Annotated in this window: 13 protein-coding genes; all 13 read left to right on the top strand. The window is 39.8% G+C overall.

Going from position 1 to position 16,070, the window contains the following annotated elements:
- The first annotated feature begins 10 nt into the window (after positions 1 to 10).
- Positions 11 to 1,579: a cation acetate symporter gene (locus tag MHB44_RS05315; protein WP_341301864.1), complete on the top strand. Its 1,569-nt coding sequence runs from the start codon at positions 11 to 13 to the stop codon at positions 1,577 to 1,579.
- 151 nt (positions 1,580 to 1,730) lie between these two features.
- Positions 1,731 to 2,210, top strand: coding sequence for a signal peptidase II (gene lspA / locus MHB44_RS05320; protein WP_341301865.1), 480 nt, complete (start codon positions 1,731 to 1,733; stop codon positions 2,208 to 2,210).
- A complete protein-coding gene (locus MHB44_RS05325; protein ID WP_341301866.1) occupies positions 2,207 to 3,118 on the top strand; it encodes an RluA family pseudouridine synthase in 912 nt (303 codons plus the stop codon). The genes lspA and MHB44_RS05325 overlap by 4 nt, the downstream gene beginning before the upstream one ends.
- A 245-nt stretch (positions 3,119 to 3,363) precedes the next feature.
- Positions 3,364 to 3,912 (top strand): bifunctional pyr operon transcriptional regulator/uracil phosphoribosyltransferase PyrR, encoded by a 549-nt coding sequence (gene pyrR, locus MHB44_RS05330; protein WP_341301867.1) that lies wholly within the window; start codon positions 3,364 to 3,366, stop codon positions 3,910 to 3,912.
- A 14-nt stretch (positions 3,913 to 3,926) separates the two neighbouring features.
- Entirely contained in the window at positions 3,927 to 5,237 is a 1,311-nt protein-coding gene (locus tag MHB44_RS05335; RefSeq protein ID WP_341301868.1) for a solute carrier family 23 protein, read from the top strand.
- 192 nt (positions 5,238 to 5,429) lie between these two features.
- Positions 5,430 to 6,308, top strand: coding sequence for an aspartate carbamoyltransferase catalytic subunit (locus MHB44_RS05340; protein ID WP_341301869.1), 879 nt, complete (start codon positions 5,430 to 5,432; stop codon positions 6,306 to 6,308).
- 1 nt (position 6,309) lies between these two features.
- The gene (locus tag MHB44_RS05345; protein WP_341301870.1) at positions 6,310 to 7,587 is read left to right on the top strand and encodes a dihydroorotase; all 1,278 of its coding nucleotides are present in this window, start codon (positions 6,310 to 6,312) and stop codon (positions 7,585 to 7,587) included.
- Positions 7,587 to 8,687 carry a glutamine-hydrolyzing carbamoyl-phosphate synthase small subunit gene (carA, locus tag MHB44_RS05350; protein ID WP_341301871.1) on the top strand — a complete coding sequence of 367 codons (1,101 nt, stop codon included), beginning with the start codon at positions 7,587 to 7,589 and terminating at the stop codon, positions 8,685 to 8,687. Before MHB44_RS05345 ends, carA begins: the two co-directional genes overlap by 1 nt.
- Positions 8,680 to 11,877, top strand: coding sequence for a carbamoyl-phosphate synthase large subunit (gene carB / locus MHB44_RS05355; RefSeq protein WP_341301872.1), 3,198 nt, complete (start codon positions 8,680 to 8,682; stop codon positions 11,875 to 11,877). Before carA ends, carB begins: the two co-directional genes overlap by 8 nt.
- A 1-nt stretch (position 11,878) precedes the next feature.
- A complete protein-coding gene (locus MHB44_RS05360) occupies positions 11,879 to 12,652 on the top strand; it encodes a dihydroorotate dehydrogenase electron transfer subunit (protein WP_341301873.1) in 774 nt (257 codons plus the stop codon).
- Positions 12,649 to 13,560, top strand: coding sequence for a dihydroorotate dehydrogenase (locus MHB44_RS05365; protein ID WP_341301874.1), 912 nt, complete (start codon positions 12,649 to 12,651; stop codon positions 13,558 to 13,560). Before MHB44_RS05360 ends, MHB44_RS05365 begins: the two co-directional genes overlap by 4 nt.
- Positions 13,560 to 14,264 (top strand): orotidine-5'-phosphate decarboxylase, encoded by a 705-nt coding sequence (gene pyrF / locus MHB44_RS05370; RefSeq protein WP_341301875.1) that lies wholly within the window; start codon positions 13,560 to 13,562, stop codon positions 14,262 to 14,264. Before MHB44_RS05365 ends, pyrF begins: the two co-directional genes overlap by 1 nt.
- A 3-nt stretch (positions 14,265 to 14,267) precedes the next feature.
- Positions 14,268 to 14,897 (top strand): orotate phosphoribosyltransferase, encoded by a 630-nt coding sequence (gene pyrE, locus MHB44_RS05375; protein ID WP_341301876.1) that lies wholly within the window; start codon positions 14,268 to 14,270, stop codon positions 14,895 to 14,897.
- Positions 14,898 to 16,070: the final 1,173 nt, after the last annotated feature.

Genomic DNA, 16,070 nt, shown 5'->3' on the forward strand with positions numbered 1-16,070 from the left:
GAAATGTTGAATGATGGCAGCTTTACTAGAACCAAAGATGTTAATGACCATTGCTTTAATGGGGACAATAGTGTACATCACGTATATGACAAAGCGAAATGCAACGGCGTCAGATTTCTTTGTTGGAGGGCGAAGCTTTGGCTGGTTTACAAATGGTTCTGCTATTGGTGGAGATTATTTAAGTGCAGCAACATTCCTAGGAATTGCGGGTTTAACATTTCAATTAGGATATGACGGGGCTTATTATGCTTTTTGTTTCTCCATTGGTTTAACCTTATTAGCTATTTTTGTAGCAGGTCCTTTAAGACGTTTTGGCGCATTTACGGTTGCTGATTTTTTAGCCTATCGTTTCCATAGTAAACGAGCGCGATTAGTAGCTGTTGTAGTCGTTTTAGCGATTTCAGGCTTTTATGCCGCTCCTCAATTATTAGGTGCTGCCCAAATTTTAAGTATGTTTTTTGGGACTTCCTATGAATTTGGTATTATCTTCACATGTATTGTGATGATTTTTTATGTAGGTATTGGTGGGATGAAAGGAACAACGATTAACCAGGCTTTAGAGTTGTGGATTCGTCTTGGAGCGTTTGTGGTGATGCTCATCGCAGCGATTTATGGCGGTTTACATTACGATAAAATTCTTGCAGCTATTAATTCCTTCACTGGTCCTATTACAGGGACTTCACCCTATGCGTTAGATGGTAAAGATATCAATTTTGATGGTGCTGCTTGGACAGGGACAGGCTTCTATTTCCCAACATTTTGGCAAACCATTAGTATGACGATAGGTTTAGCACTCGGAACAATTGGGCTTCCACATATATTATTACGCTTTTATACAAATCCAAGTGCCAAAGCAGCTCGAAAATCAGCGTTAATGGCAATCGGAATTGCTAGTGCATTCTTCTTATTAGCGGTTTATTTAGGGGTTGTAGGACGTGCTATTTTTATCTCTGGAACAGCGAGCGAAGAGGTTATGCGTGATTTAGTGCTTGGCGGAAATAATATGGTCATTCCTACTACAGCGCTTGCACTAGGCGGGAAATGGCTGCTTGGTTTAGTAATCGCGGGGGCATTTGCAGCTATTTTCTCCAATCTTTCAGGGTTATTTATTACAAGCTCTGGGGCACTAGCACACGATTTATACGCTACTATTATGAAAAAAGATATAACGCAAAAACAGCGCGTTATTGCGGGTAAAGTAGCCATTGTATTATTAGGGATTTTATATGGGGCTTTGGGTCTGCTGGTGAAGGATGCATCTATTGGTCATTTAGTGGCACTTGCCTTTACTGTTGCAGCGAGTACATTTACACCAATATTTATTCTAGGTATTTGGTGGAGAGGGATGACAGAGAAGGGAGCAATTGCTGGGTTACTGATCGGGCTTGGTGTATCCATGTGGATGATTTTTTTACCGGGAACATTGCCAAGCTTCCTACAGTTTAAAATTCCAGGGATTGTGACAGTGCCTGTAGGCTTCCTATCGGTTATTATTGTATCAATGCTCGATCGTAAAGTACCTGCGGATGTGAATGATTTCATGAAGCGCGTACACTCAAAAGAATCTGAAACAGTTTAATATCAAAAGTCATAGCTATTTCTGTTGCTTAAGAAGCGATGGAAATAGCTTTTTTCTGTTGTTACTGCTAGATTTTCACATGCTATTAGTTATTGTGAATGGGACTGTTATGGTAGAATAGGTTAGATGTTGAGCGATCGGAGGAATGTTTGTGTATAAATATTATGGATTGGCTGCTTTTGTCATTTTACTCGATCAATGGACAAAATGGCTAATTGTCAAAAATATGGAGTATGGAGAGCGTATTGCGCTGTGGGACCCATGGTTTGGACTTTTATCTCATCGCAATCGAGGCGCAGCATGGGGAATGCTAGAGGGGCAAATATGGCTATTTAGTATTGTAACTATTGCTGTGATCGGTGCGATTATCTATTTTTATCATAAAGAGGCAAAGGGTAAGCCACTTTTTCAAGTGGGATTAATGCTCTTGTTAGGTGGCGCGCTCGGCAACTTTATTGACCGTTTATTTAGAGGAGAAGTAGTCGATTTTGCAGATGTTTTAATTCCTATTATTAACTATGACTTCCCTATTTTTAATGTGGCAGATGCAGCGTTAACGATAGCAGTTGTACTTTTAATGATCGGCTTAATTGTGGAAGATAAAAAAGAAAAGAGACAGGTGAAACAATGACGCAAGTAACATATACCATTGAAGAACAGCAGCAGGGAGAGCGCATTGATAAGGCACTTTCAAGCCTACAATCAGAATGGTCACGCACGCAAATTGGAAACTGGATTAGTGAGGGAGTTATCAAAGTAAATGGCGATGCTGTGAAGGCAAAATATAAGGTAAAAGCTGGTGATATCATTGCTATTGATGTACCAGAAGTTGAAGAATTGGATGTAGTTGCAGAAAACTTAGATTTAGATATTGTCTATGAGGATGCAGATGTCCTTGTTGTGAATAAACCAAAGGGTATGGTGGTACATCCAGCGCCAGGACATTTGACAGGCACGCTGGTAAATGGATTAATGGCTCATTGTCAGGATTTATCAGGGATTAATGGTGTGCTACGACCCGGGATTGTCCATCGTATCGATAAAGATACATCGGGCTTATTAATGGTGGCAAAAAACGATGTAGCCCATGAATCATTGGTAAATCAGTTAGTCAATAAAACAGTCACACGTAAATATACAGCGCTTGTACATGGCCATATTGCACATGATAAGGGCACAATTGATGCGCCAATTGGACGTGATCAAAAAGATCGCCAAAAACAGGCAGTTGTTGATAATGGTAAGCATGCTGTTACACATTTCCAGATTGTTGAGCGCTTTGGCGATTATACGCTTGTGGAGTGCCGCTTAGAAACAGGACGTACACACCAAATTCGTGTGCATATGAATTATATTGGCTTCCCGCTTGTGGGTGATCCAAAATATGGTCCGAAAAAAACGCTTGATTTTGGTGGACAAGTGCTGCATGCGGGCGTTTTGGGATTCGATCATCCTATATCAGGGGAATATATGGAGTTTGAAGCGCCCCTTCCTGCTGATTATAAGCAATTATTAAAGGATTTACGAAATAGGCATTGACGTATATGTCAAGAAGGTCTATACTAACGACAGTGAATAAGAATAATATAACTAAATAGTATTCACCTTTAATGGCAGTCCAGAGAGGCTGAGAAGGTTCATATAATAGTGTTGTGGAAATTTGTGCTGCAAATTTTTCGACATGCTTTTTCAACACGTATATAACCCTCTCAGGCAATTCGCCTTGAGAGGTTTTTTTATGGACATATGACCAATAAAATGACAATAGAAAGGGGGAAATGGCTATGGCACAAAATGAATTATTAGATGGTCCGTCAATGACAAGAGCTTTGACACGTATTGCTCATGAAATTATTGAACGCAATAAAGGTATTGATGAATGTATCTTAGTTGGTATTAAAACACGAGGTGCTTTTCTAGCCAAGCGTTTAGCGCAACGCATTGAAAAAATCGAAGGGCGAGCGATTCGCACAGGCGAGCTAGATATTACGCTTTATCGGGACGATTTAACAACAAAGCATGAAAATGAACAAGCACATGTAGAACAAGTGGATATTGACTATACCGTAAAAAATCAAAAGATTATTTTAGTGGATGATGTACTTTATACAGGACGAACAGTTCGTGCGGCATTAGATGCTGTGATGGATTTAGGTAGACCTGCACAAATCCAACTAGCAGTGCTGGTTGATCGAGGACATCGAGAGCTGCCAATCCGAGCAGACTATGTAGGAAAAAATGTGCCGACGTCAGGCACTGAGCGCATTGTTGTCAATTTACAAGAAGTTGACGGAGAAGATTGCGTGATTATTTATAAAGAAGATGAACAATAAAGTGAGGAAGCAATATGTCAAATGCAGTGTTAGATATTAAGGATAAACCAACTGGACTTCAACTGGTGACATTAAGCTTCCAGCATATGTTTGCCATGTTTGGCTCAACGATTTTAGTGCCACAGCTAGTAGGACTCAGCCCAGCCATTGCGCTATTAACAAGTGGGATTGCTACGCTGTTCTTCCTATTAATTACGAAATTTCAAGTACCTGCGTATTTAGGCTCATCCTTTGCATTTATTGCGCCGATCTTGCTTGTGGCAGGTGGCTTAAATAAGGATGGTACCAGTGTAAATCCAGGACATGCCATGATTGGTGCGATGGCTGTTGGGCTTACATATGGAATTGTCGCTTTAGTCATTTGGAAAAGCGGCTATAAATGGATTATGAAAATTTTACCACCGATTGTAGTGGGACCTGTTATTATGGTGATAGGTCTTGGGTTATCTGGCACGGCTGTTAATATGGCGATGAATGTTGATGGCAACTATAGCTTTTTACACTTCTCTGCTGCATTAGTAACAGTTTTTACCGCGATTATTTTCACGATTGCCTTTAAAGGTATTTTAAGCACCATGCCAATTTTAATGGGATTAATCGTAGGCTATATTTACTCCATGATTATTGGTATTGTCGATTATACACCAATTGCGGCTGCTAAATTTTTTACAACACCTGATTTTTTAATACCGGGTGTACATTATGAATTTGAAATTACATCAAAAATTCTGCTCGCGATGGTTCCCATTGTAATTGTGACAATTTCAGAGCATATTGGTCACCAGCTTGTTTTAGGGAAAGTCGTAGAGCGCGATTATATTAAAAAGCCGGGCTTACATCGCTCATTGCTTGGCGATGGACTTGGCACATTTATCAGTGCGTTGATCGGTGGACCACCAAAAACAACATATGGTGAAAATATTGGTGTCCTTGCGATTACTCGTGTTTATAGCGTGTATGTGATTGCAGGAGCAGCCATTGTAGCCATTGTCTTATCCTTCTTCGGGCAAGCAATGGCAGTGATTGCAACCATTCCAACCGCAGTACTTGGTGGCGTTTCTATCTTACTGTTTGGTATTATTGCAGCGAGTGGCTTACGTATGTTAGTGGATAATCGTATTGATTTTGGCAATAGCCGTAACCTAGTCATTGCCTCAGTTATTTTAGTAATTGGTATTGGTGGTGCAAAATTTGTGATTTCAGAATCATTAAGCATCGAAGGAATGGCATTAGCAGCCATTATTGGTGTGTTATTGAATGCTATTTTACCAGGCAAGGAAGAAGCGGCAAGACCTGTACAAGAGAATCAACATAAAAATTCATAGTCGTACCTTTTAATGAATTGTCCAGAGAGGCAAGAAAAGGGAAGCTGTGGACAAGCTGAAGTAGGGAGTCTATCCTGCTATAGTTTGTCACGCCTCCTTCTGCCTCATTGATGCTATCAATGGGGCTTTTACTTTATGCAGAGAACGTCATATATAGACGTTTATGACACACAACTGAATGGAGGTCACATAATGAAAAACTTACTATCGATGGAGCATTTAACAATAGAGGAGATTCACCACATCCTTGATCTTGCACAAGCATTTGAAAATGGTGAAGCATCGTCGTTAGCTCGTACACACCATGTAGCCAATTTATTTTTTGAACCAAGCACTCGTACAAAAACAAGCTTTGAAATGGCAGAGCGTAAAATTGGCTGTACTGTTATACCTTTCGATGCTGGTTTTTCAAGTGTTACAAAAGGGGAAACGATGTATGATACGGTTAAAACATTAGAAATGATTGGCTTAGATGCAGTTGTGATACGTGCAACGGAGGATGAGTATTACAATGAGCTGCTAAGCGGCATTAATGTGGCCGTTGTTAATGCAGGAGATGGTGCAGGTCAGCATCCTTCACAATCATTATTGGATCTTTATACCATTAAAAAAGAGTTTGGTAAGTTCGAAGGATTGAATATTACCATTGCTGGTGATATCTCTCATAGCCGTGTGGCAAAATCAAATGCAATGGCACTCCAGCGCTTAGGTGCAAACATCCACTTCCTTTGTCCAGAAGAATGGGCAGGAAGTTTTGAGGCACATCATTCATGGGATGATTTAATCGAAATAAGCGATGTAATTATGTTACTACGTGTGCAACATGAACGTCATAAAGTGAATAAAAGCTTTTCAAAAGAAAGTTATCACCAAGAATATGGTTTAACAATCGAACGAGAGCAACAAATGAAGGAATCCGCCATTATCATGCATCCAGCACCTGTTAATCGAGATGTGGAAATTGCTTCCGAGCTAGTAGAGTGTGAACGCTCTCGAATCTTCGAGCAGGTACGAAACGGCGTTTACACAAGAATGGCAATTATCGAAACCATTTTAAAGGGGAGAGAATAAGATGACAAAGGTACTTCAAAATGTACAAATGGTAAATGAGCAAGGTGAGCTGAACACAGTAAACATTGCTATGGTAGATGGCAAGATTACAGCAATTGGACAGGATGTCAATGTAGCGGGTGCTGAAATAATTGAGGGGAATGGATTGATTGTGGCACCGGGCTTTGTTGATGTCCATACACATCTACGTGAGCCAGGCTTTGAGCATAAGGAAACAATTGCGACAGGCTCAGCCTCAGCAGCAAAAGGCGGCTTTACAACAATTTGTGCGATGCCAAATACAAAGCCAGTACCAGACTCCATTGAAAATATGCAGCTTATCAATGGACTTATTCAAGAAAGTGCTGTGATTCGTGTGCTTCCATATGGCTCCCTGACAAAGGATATTTCAGGCGAGGTTCGAACAAATATCGAAGAATTAAAAGCTCAAGGCGCTGTTGCATTTTCAGATGATGGTGTAGGTATTCAGCTTGCGGCTACAATGTATGAGCAAATGAAGGATGCAGCACAGCACGATATGGTTGTTGTGGCACATTGTGAAGATAATTCATTAATCTATGACGGTGTGATGCATGAAGGAAAGCGTAATAAGGAGCTTGGTCTTCCAGGTATTCCTTCCATCTGTGAATCTGTACAAATTGCACGAGACGTTTTATTAGCTGAGGCAGCAGGTGCACGCTATCATGTTTGCCATGTATCAACAAAGGAATCTGTACGTGCAGTAAGAGATGCAAAGGCAGCAGGGATTCGTGTTACAGCAGAGGTTTGTCCACACCATTTACTACTAGAGGAAATGGATATTCCATCTGATGATGCTAACTGGAAAATGAACCCGCCATTACGTGCAGCAGATGATAAGGATTCTCTCCTTGCAGCACTACTTGATGGCACAATTGACTGTATTGCAACAGACCATGCACCACATACAGTAGAGGAAAAATGCTGTGGTATGGTGGGTGCACCATTCGGCATTGTAGGCTTTGAAACAGCTTTCCCACTGCTTTATACACAATTTGTTGAAACAGGAAAATGGACATTAAAGCAATTAATTGATTGGATGACGGTGAAAGCAGCAGCTATTTTTGATCTTCCATATGGCACATTAGCAGTAGGCGCTTCAGCTGATATGGTATTAATTGATATTCAGAAAGAGCAAACAGTTGATGCACAGGGCTTTGTTTCAAAGGGACGCAATACACCGTTTAATGGTTGGGTAGCGAAAGGCTGGCCAGTCGTAACAATTTTTGAAGGCAATATCGTATATCAGGAGGCAGAGTAATGAAAAAACGTTTACTAATATTAGAAGATGGCACAGTGTTTACAGGTACGGCATTTGGTAGTGATCGCGCTTCACAGGGTGAGGTTGTATTTACAACAGGCATGACGGGCTATCAGGAATCAATCTCTGACCCTTCATTTTACGGGCAAATTGTAACAATCACATATCCTTTAGTTGGGAATTACGGTATTAATCGTGATGATTTTGAATCAATTACACCAGCTATTCGTGGATTTGTTGTACGTGAATTAGCAAAAACACCTTCTAACTTTCGCTGTGATTTAACGGTTGATGATTATTTAACATCAAAGGATATCCCAGGTATTGAAGGTATTGATACACGAAAATTAACACGTATTATTCGTAGCAAAGGCTCAGTTAAAGCGATTTTAACAGCAGCAGATGAAGAAGTAAATGTGGATGACATTGTGGCACAATTACAAGCAACACCAGCCATTACGCACCATGTACGTGAAGTATCACCAAAAGCGGCTTATCCATCTCCTGGACGTGGTAAACGAGTTGTTTTAATTGACTTTGGCATGAAGCACGGTATTCTTCGTGAATTAAACAAACGTGACTGTGATGTGCTTGTTGTTCCTTACAATACGCCTGCTGAGGACATTTTGGCTTGGCATCCAGATGGCATTATGCTATCAAATGGACCGGGAAACCCTGAAGATGTGCCAGAAGGTATTGAAACAGTACGTAATTTGATTGGCAAAGTACCAATGTTCGGTATTTGCCTAGGTCATCAAATCTTTTCATTAGCTTGTGGAGCAAAGTCCTTTAAATTACCGTTTGGACACCGTGGAGGCAACCATCCTGTGAAAGATTTACGCACAGGTCGTACGGATATAACATCTCAAAATCACGGCTATGCCATCGATATCGACTCATTAGAGGCTACGGATTTAGAATTAACACATATCGCATTAAATGACAGTACCTGTGAGGGTGTACGTCATAAGAAATATCCGATTTTCACAGTGCAATATCATCCAGAAGCATCACCAGGACCAGAAGATTCAAACCACTTATTTGATGAATTCATCGAAATGATGGAAGTAGAAGCAGGGAAGGGGAAACAACATGCCTAAACGTACAGATATTAAAACTATTTTAGTAATCGGCTCAGGCCCAATTGTTATCGGACAAGCAGCAGAATTTGACTATGCAGGAACACAAGCTTGTCTTTCATTAAAAGAAGAGGGCTACCGCGTTATTTTAATCAACTCAAACCCTGCTACAATCATGACGGATACAGAGATTGCAGACAAAGTATACATTGAGCCTATTTCACTTGATTTTGTCTCACGTATTTTACGTAAAGAGCGTCCAGATGCTATTTTACCAACACTTGGTGGGCAAACAGGCTTAAATATGGCGATTGAATTAGATGAGTCAGGTATTTTAGACGAGCTTGGCATTGAAATTCTTGGAACAAAATTAGAGGCGATTCATAAGGCGGAAGACCGTGATTTATTCCGTAATTTAATGTATGAGCTAGGTGCACCAGTTCCTGAATCTGATATTATTCATAACTTAGATGAGGCGAAAAAATTTGTCGCGAAAATTGGTTACCCTGTTATTGTTCGTCCAGCCTTTACACTGGGCGGTACAGGCGGCGGTATTTGTTATAACGACCAAGATTTAGAGGAAATCGTGACATCTGGTTTAAAATATTCACCTGTAACACAATGTTTACTTGAAAAGTCAATCGCTGGCTATAAAGAGATTGAATATGAAGTAATGCGTGATGCAGCTAACAATGCCATTGTTGTATGTAATATGGAAAATGTCGATCCAGTAGGTATTCATACAGGTGATTCTATTGTAGTAGCACCAACACAAACATTATCAGACCGTGAAAACCAAATGCTGCGTAATATTTCATTAGATATTATTCGTGCGCTAAAAATTGAAGGTGGCTGTAATGTGCAGCTAGCACTTGATCCATATAGCTTTAATTATTATGTAATTGAAGTAAACCCACGTGTATCTCGTTCATCTGCATTAGCGTCAAAAGCAACAGGCTATCCAATTGCTAAGCTAGCCGCGAAAATTGCAGTAGGCTTAACATTAGATGAAATTAAAAACCCTGTAACAGGCTCAACATATGCATGCTTCGAGCCTGCGTTGGATTATATTGTAGCGAAAATCCCACGCTGGCCGTTCGATAAGTTTGAATCAGCAAAACGTAATCTTGGTACACAAATGAAAGCGACAGGTGAGGTTATGGCCCTAGGTCGTACCTTTGAGGAAGCCATGTTAAAAGCAGTGCGTTCACTGGAAACAGGACAAGTACACTTAGAGCTAAAACATGCTGAGGATAATTCAGACGCTTGGATTGAGAAGCGTATCCGCAAAGCTGGAGATGAGCGTTTATTCTTTATTGGCGAAGCATTGCGTCGTGGTGTCACAATTGAACAAATTCATGAATGGTCAGAGATTGACTTATTCTTCTTAAATAAATTTAAAAATATCATAGATATGGAGCAAACACTTGCTAACCATAAAAATGATAAAGAAGTATTGCGTACAGCAAAACGTTTAGGCTTTGCTGATAAGAAAATTGCAGAGCTTTGGGATACAACACCAGAAGCAATTTATGCGTATCGTAAAGAACAAGGCATTATTCCTGTCTATAAAATGGTCGATACATGTGCAGCAGAATTTGCATCAGAAACACCATATTTCTATGGCACATATGAGGAAGAAAACGAATCTATTAAATCAGACAAACCTTCTGTTGTGGTACTTGGCTCAGGCCCAATCCGTATCGGGCAAGGGGTAGAATTCGACTATGCAACTGTCCACTCTGTATGGGCGATTCAAGAAGCTGGCTATGAAGCCATTATTATTAACTCAAACCCAGAAACGGTATCAACAGACTTCTCTATTTCAGACAAATTATACTTCGAGCCATTAACGATCGAGGATGTTATGCATATTATTGACTTAGAGCAACCAATTGGCGTCGTTGTTCAATTCGGTGGTCAAACTGCGATTAACCTTGCAGATAAATTGGCTGCAAATGGCGTGAAAATTTTAGGCACATCGCTGGAAGATATTGATCGTGCAGAAAACCGCGATAAATTCGAGCAAGCGTTACATGAGTTAGATGTTCCTCAGCCAAAAGGAGAAACAGCAGTTTCAACAGAGGAAGCCCTTGCTATTGGTGAACGTTTAGGTTTCCCAGTACTTGTTCGTCCTTCCTATGTACTTGGTGGACGTGCAATGGAAATTGTTTATAACGAAGAAGAGCTTCACCATTATATGGAGAATGCAGTAGAAGCATCTCCAGACCATCCAGTGTTAGTAGACCGCTACCTAACAGGTCAAGAAATTGAAGTAGACGCAATTTGTGATGGTGAACATGTATTAATTCCAGGAATTATGGAGCATATCGAGCGAGCAGGGGTTCACTCTGGTGACTCTATCTCTGTTTATCCTCCACAAAAGCTAACACAGGCACAAAAAGATACATTAGTCGACTATACAACTCGTCTTGCGAAAGGTCTTGGCATTATTGGTTTAATGAATATTCAATATGTTATTTCACAAGGGGATGTATTTGTCATCGAGGTGAACCCACGTTCATCACGTACAGTACCATTCTTAAGTAAAATTACTAATATTCCAATGGCGAATATTGCAACAAAAGCAATTCTTGGCAAATCGATTGTAGAGCAAGGCTATCCAACAGGCTTAGCACCTGAGCAAAAAGGTGTCTTTGTCAAAGTACCAGTATTCTCCTTTGCAAAACTACGTCGTGTGGACATTACACTAGGCCCTGAAATGAAATCAACAGGGGAAGTAATGGGGAAAGATGCAACATTAGAAAAAGCTCTTTATAAAGGCTTAGTTGCAGCAGGTATGGAAATTCGTACAGAAGGTACAGTATTGTTTACGGTATCCGATAAAGATAAAGAAGAAGCGATTGCACTAGCAAAACGTTTCTCAACAGTGGGCTATCGCATTGTAGCTACTGAAGGGACAGCGCAAAGCTTTGAAGCAGCAGGCGTACGTACGGATGTGGTTGGCAAGATTGGTGCGAAAGGGCAAACATTAATTGACCTTATCCAAAATGGTGAAGCTCAGCTTGTTGTCAATACATTAACAAAAGGCAAGCAACCAGCTCGTGATGGCTTCCGAATCCGCCGTGAATCTGTAGAAAATGGTGTACCTTGTCTCACATCTTTAGATACAGCAGAAGCAATGGTACGTGTTATCGAATCGATGACATTTACAGCAGAACAAATGCCAAAAGCGGAGGTAGTACACTAATATGATACGTCAGGAGAAAATGACGGTCGTTTCTCAAAAGCAAATTGCGACAAACATTTTCGAACTGACACTTCATGGGGAACTGGTTCAGGAGATGACTCCTGGCCAGTTTGTCCATGTCAAGGTGTCAGATTCATTGGAGCCGCTTTTACGACGACCGATTAGTATTGCAAATATTGATAAGGCCAATAGTGAGTTTACAATGATTTATCGTGCAGAGGGGCGCGGCACAAAAGTATTAGCCATGAATCGTGAGGGGCAGCAGGTCAATGTACTTGGACCATTAGGCAACGGCTTCCCTGTAGATGTAGTGCAAGAGGGAGGCACCGCACTACTAGTAGGTGGTGGCATTGGTGTACCTCCATTGCATGAGCTATCCAAGCAGTTAAACGCACGTGGTGTAAAAACAATCCATGTGTTAGGCTTCCAAACAGAGGAGGTCTGCTTTTATGAGGATGAATTTAATGCACTTGGCGAAACACATTATGTTACAGTGGATGGCTCTAAAGGAACAAAGGGCTTTGTTACCAATGTATTAGCATCACGTGCGCCACAATTTGATGTTTTTTATTCCTGTGGTCCACTACCAATGTTAAAAGCTTTAGAAGGTTTTTATCCTGAAAAAGAGGGCTATCTATCATTTGAAGAGCGTATGGGCTGTGGCATTGGCGCTTGCTTTGCATGCGTATGTAAAACAACTGATCAAATTGACAAAGACTATGTCAAGGTATGCTCGGACGGACCAGTTTTCCCGAAAGGTACGGTGGCACTATGAGTCGTTTAACAATTCAACTACCAGGCTTAGATTTAAAAAACCCAATAATGCCAGCTTCAGGCTGCTTTGGCTTTGGACGTGAATATGCGCAACTTTATGATTTATCAAAGTTAGGCGCAATCATGATTAAGGCGACAACTATTGAAACACGTGCAGGTAACCCAACACCGCGTGTTGCGGAAACAGCAGCAGGGATGTTAAATGCCATCGGGCTACAAAATCCTGGCATTGAAAAAGTCATGAGCGAGGAACTAAAATTTTTAGAGGGCTATGATGTGCCGATTATCGCCAATGTTGCGGGGACAGAGACGGCAGACTATGTAGAAGTGGCACGCCGTATTTCAACAGCACCAAACGTTCACGCATTGGAGCTGAATATTTCTTGCCCAAATGTTAAATGTGGTGGTATTCAATTTGGTACAGACCCAGCAACAGCACGCGAGCTAGTGGCGGCTGTAAAAGCTGTTTCAGCAGTACCAGTCTATGTCAAGCTGTCTCCAAATGTGACAAGTATTGTAGATATTGCGGTAGCTGTGGAAGCAGGTGGTGCAGATGGGATTACGATGATTAATACGTTAGTAGGTATGCGCTTAGATGAGCGTACAGGCAAGCCAGTAATCGCAAATGGCACGGGTGGTTTATCTGGCCCTGCTGTTAAGCCTGTTGCAATTCGCATGGTCTATGAGGTGTATAAGGCTGTTAATATTCCAATCATTGGTATGGGTGGTGTAACAGAAGCGCAGGATGTTATTGACTTTATGTCTGCAGGTGCTTCAGCTGTTGCTGTAGGAACAGCAAACTTTGTTGACCATTTTATTTGCCCAACGATTATTGATGAATTACCAGCAAAGCTTGATGCACTAGATATAACGCATATAGCAGAAATTATCGGAAGGAGCCATCGTTGATGAATACTAAACCAATATTAGCATTAGACTTTCCCGGAGAAAAAGAAGTATTCGATTTTCTTAAACAGTTCAATGAGCCTCTTTTCGTAAAAATTGGTATGGAATTATATATGCAAGAAGGACCTACTATTGTTCGAAAAGTAAAGGAATTAGGTCATGATATTTTTCTTGATTTAAAATTACATGATATTCCAAATACAGTAGGCTCTGCAATGAAAGGGCTAGCAAAATTAGGCGTAGATTTAGTCAATGTCCATGCTGCGGGCGGGCGTCCAATGATGGAGGCAGCACTAGAGGGGCTTGAAGCGGGAACACCTGCTGGCAAAAAATGTCCAGCATTAATTGCCGTAACACAGCTAACGTCAACAACAGAGGAACAAATGCAAGCGGAGCAAAAAATTGCTCTATCTTTGCAAGAGTCTGTCTTGCACTATGCAGGTCTGACAAAACAAGCGGGCTTACAGGGTGTGGTTTGCTCTGTCCATGAGGCTAAGGCGATTGCAGAGGTGTGTGGAGATGAGTTTCTACGTGTAACACCTGGCATTCGTCTAGCAGGTGGTGATGTGCATGACCAAAAGCGTATTGCAACCCCGGATGGTGCAAAACGTGATGGTTCTTCATTGATTGTTGTTGGACGTGCTGTCACAGGCGCTCGAGATCCTGTAGCAGCATATAAAATTGTAAATGAATTATGGGAGGCATAAAGAATGACACTACAAAATGAGATCGCACATGCTATGTTAAAGGTAGGTGCTGTAGAATTAAATCCAACAGAGCTATTTACATGGGCTTCTGGCATAAAATCACCCATTTACTGCGATACACGATTAACAATCTCTGATCCAGTGATTCGTAAGCAGTTAGCAAATGGCTTAGCATCTGTTATTAAGGAGAGCTTTGGTGCAACAGAAATCGTTGCAGGAACAGCGACAGCAGGTATCCCACACGCAGCATGGGTGAGTGATATTTTAGAATTACCAATGGTTTATGTACGCTCTAAAGCAAAAGAGCATGGCCGTGGTAATCAAATTGAAGGAAAATATGCGCCAGGCCAAAAAGTTGTAGTAGTAGAAGATATTGTTTCTACAGGTGGTTCATCCATTACGGCTGTAGAGGCATTGCGTGCAGCAGGGTGTGAAGTGCTTGGCGTTGTTTGCGTCTACACATATAATCTACCACGTGCAGAGCAAGCCTTTGATGAGGCAGGTATTCAATATGTATCGCTCACAAACTTTGATTATTTAATCGAAGCAGCGAATGAGTCAGGTGCTATTAAACAAGAAGATATCCCATTCCTAAAAGATTGGCATAGTAAGCTAAAAGCAGGCGAGCTATAACTAATAAAGTAGTAAGAAGCTTCTTTTTAACAAAATTAAAAATGCCAAAACGTTGTTCAATCAATGTTTTGGCATTTTGTTTTGCTTGAAAGCTCTCCATCCTAAACCTCTTCTTCAGAAAATCTTCCTTATTATAAAGTAGAAGCATATCTAGCGATTATAAGCAAAAATAAAATATGGTAATTTATCGTATCCGCTTATAAGGTATGGAATAAAAATATATTCCAATTAGAAATAGGTTCATAATAAAGTTATTTTTGATATTTAAAAAAGTGCTGTTTTCGATTTATTTCGACAATAATTTCCCTTTACATCACATTAAAATGCTTTCTATTCAAAAATGAAAACGCTCCCAATTAATGGGTTGGCTGATTTTTAGTAATTATTTGCATCATTAGTCCTTACAAGAAAGACAATTGACATTCTCAAGAAAACAATTTGACTTAAATAGATGAGATAGCTAGCAATTCCAGGGTTCTATTCACTATTATATGGAGTAATAAAATCCATATCTCTAGCATAGATACATGTATATGCAATTCATCTATAAATTATTTTGGAAAACTATTTTTTTCGCCCGTTCTCTTTTGTATTGAGCTATTTTTTACTGAATGTAAGTATATTTTTTATATATATTTGAGTTATTTTTTCTGAATTTGAGCATATTTTTTATACATTTGCTTTATTTTTCTTTTTTCTCTTCTGAATAGTATAATCTTAGAAAAATACAAAATAAGTTTCTTGTATATCATTAATAGATAAGAATATTCATGTTTTACGATAAGAATATACAAAAAAATTCCTGTTAAAGAAACTAATTCACTTAGTTTTACATAAATTTTCTACAAAACTATACAAATCTCTTAAGGTAATACCTCTGTGACTTTAGACTTATTTTTTATTATAGCAATAATATTATCGAAAAAATAGGAATTTTCGATATAGTAAATTATTTATTCATTTTTAATCTATTTTTGATGTGATTAGCTTAATATTATCAAATTGTTATTATTTTAACACTTTGTCTCTTTAGCATAATAAATCGGAAAAAATTATTATATTCTTAGATGTCAGATAATACTATATAAATTCGAATCTTTTTTATTTTGTACACAATGATTTTTTGGTATATTAAATGGGAGCTTCAAAAAGGCTTAAAAATTGTATAGGGGG

This window comes from Lysinibacillus sp. FSL H8-0500, from assembly GCF_038051955.1.
GTDB lineage: Bacteria > Bacillota > Bacilli > Bacillales_A > Planococcaceae > Lysinibacillus > Lysinibacillus macroides.

Excerpts from the sequence above, each read along its gene's own strand:
- MHB44_RS05315 (WP_341301864.1), top strand. The coding sequence starts at position 11 with ATGATGGCAGCTTTACTAGAACCAAAGATGTTAATGACCATTGCTTTA.
- MHB44_RS05325 (WP_341301866.1), top strand. The coding sequence starts at position 2,207 with ATGACGCAAGTAACATATACCATTGAAGAACAGCAGCAGGGAGAGCGC.
- pyrR (WP_341301867.1), top strand. The coding sequence starts at position 3,364 with ATGGCACAAAATGAATTATTAGATGGTCCGTCAATGACAAGAGCTTTG.
- MHB44_RS05335 (WP_341301868.1), top strand. The coding sequence starts at position 3,927 with ATGTCAAATGCAGTGTTAGATATTAAGGATAAACCAACTGGACTTCAA.
- MHB44_RS05340 (WP_341301869.1), top strand. The coding sequence starts at position 5,430 with ATGAAAAACTTACTATCGATGGAGCATTTAACAATAGAGGAGATTCAC.
- MHB44_RS05345 (WP_341301870.1), top strand. The coding sequence starts at position 6,310 with ATGACAAAGGTACTTCAAAATGTACAAATGGTAAATGAGCAAGGTGAG.
- carA (WP_341301871.1), top strand. The coding sequence starts at position 7,587 with ATGAAAAAACGTTTACTAATATTAGAAGATGGCACAGTGTTTACAGGT.
- carB (WP_341301872.1), top strand. The coding sequence starts at position 8,680 with ATGCCTAAACGTACAGATATTAAAACTATTTTAGTAATCGGCTCAGGC.
- MHB44_RS05360 (WP_341301873.1), top strand. The coding sequence starts at position 11,879 with ATGATACGTCAGGAGAAAATGACGGTCGTTTCTCAAAAGCAAATTGCG.
- MHB44_RS05365 (WP_341301874.1), top strand. The coding sequence starts at position 12,649 with ATGAGTCGTTTAACAATTCAACTACCAGGCTTAGATTTAAAAAACCCA.
- pyrF (WP_341301875.1), top strand. The coding sequence starts at position 13,560 with ATGAATACTAAACCAATATTAGCATTAGACTTTCCCGGAGAAAAAGAA.
- pyrE (WP_341301876.1), top strand. The coding sequence starts at position 14,268 with ATGACACTACAAAATGAGATCGCACATGCTATGTTAAAGGTAGGTGCT.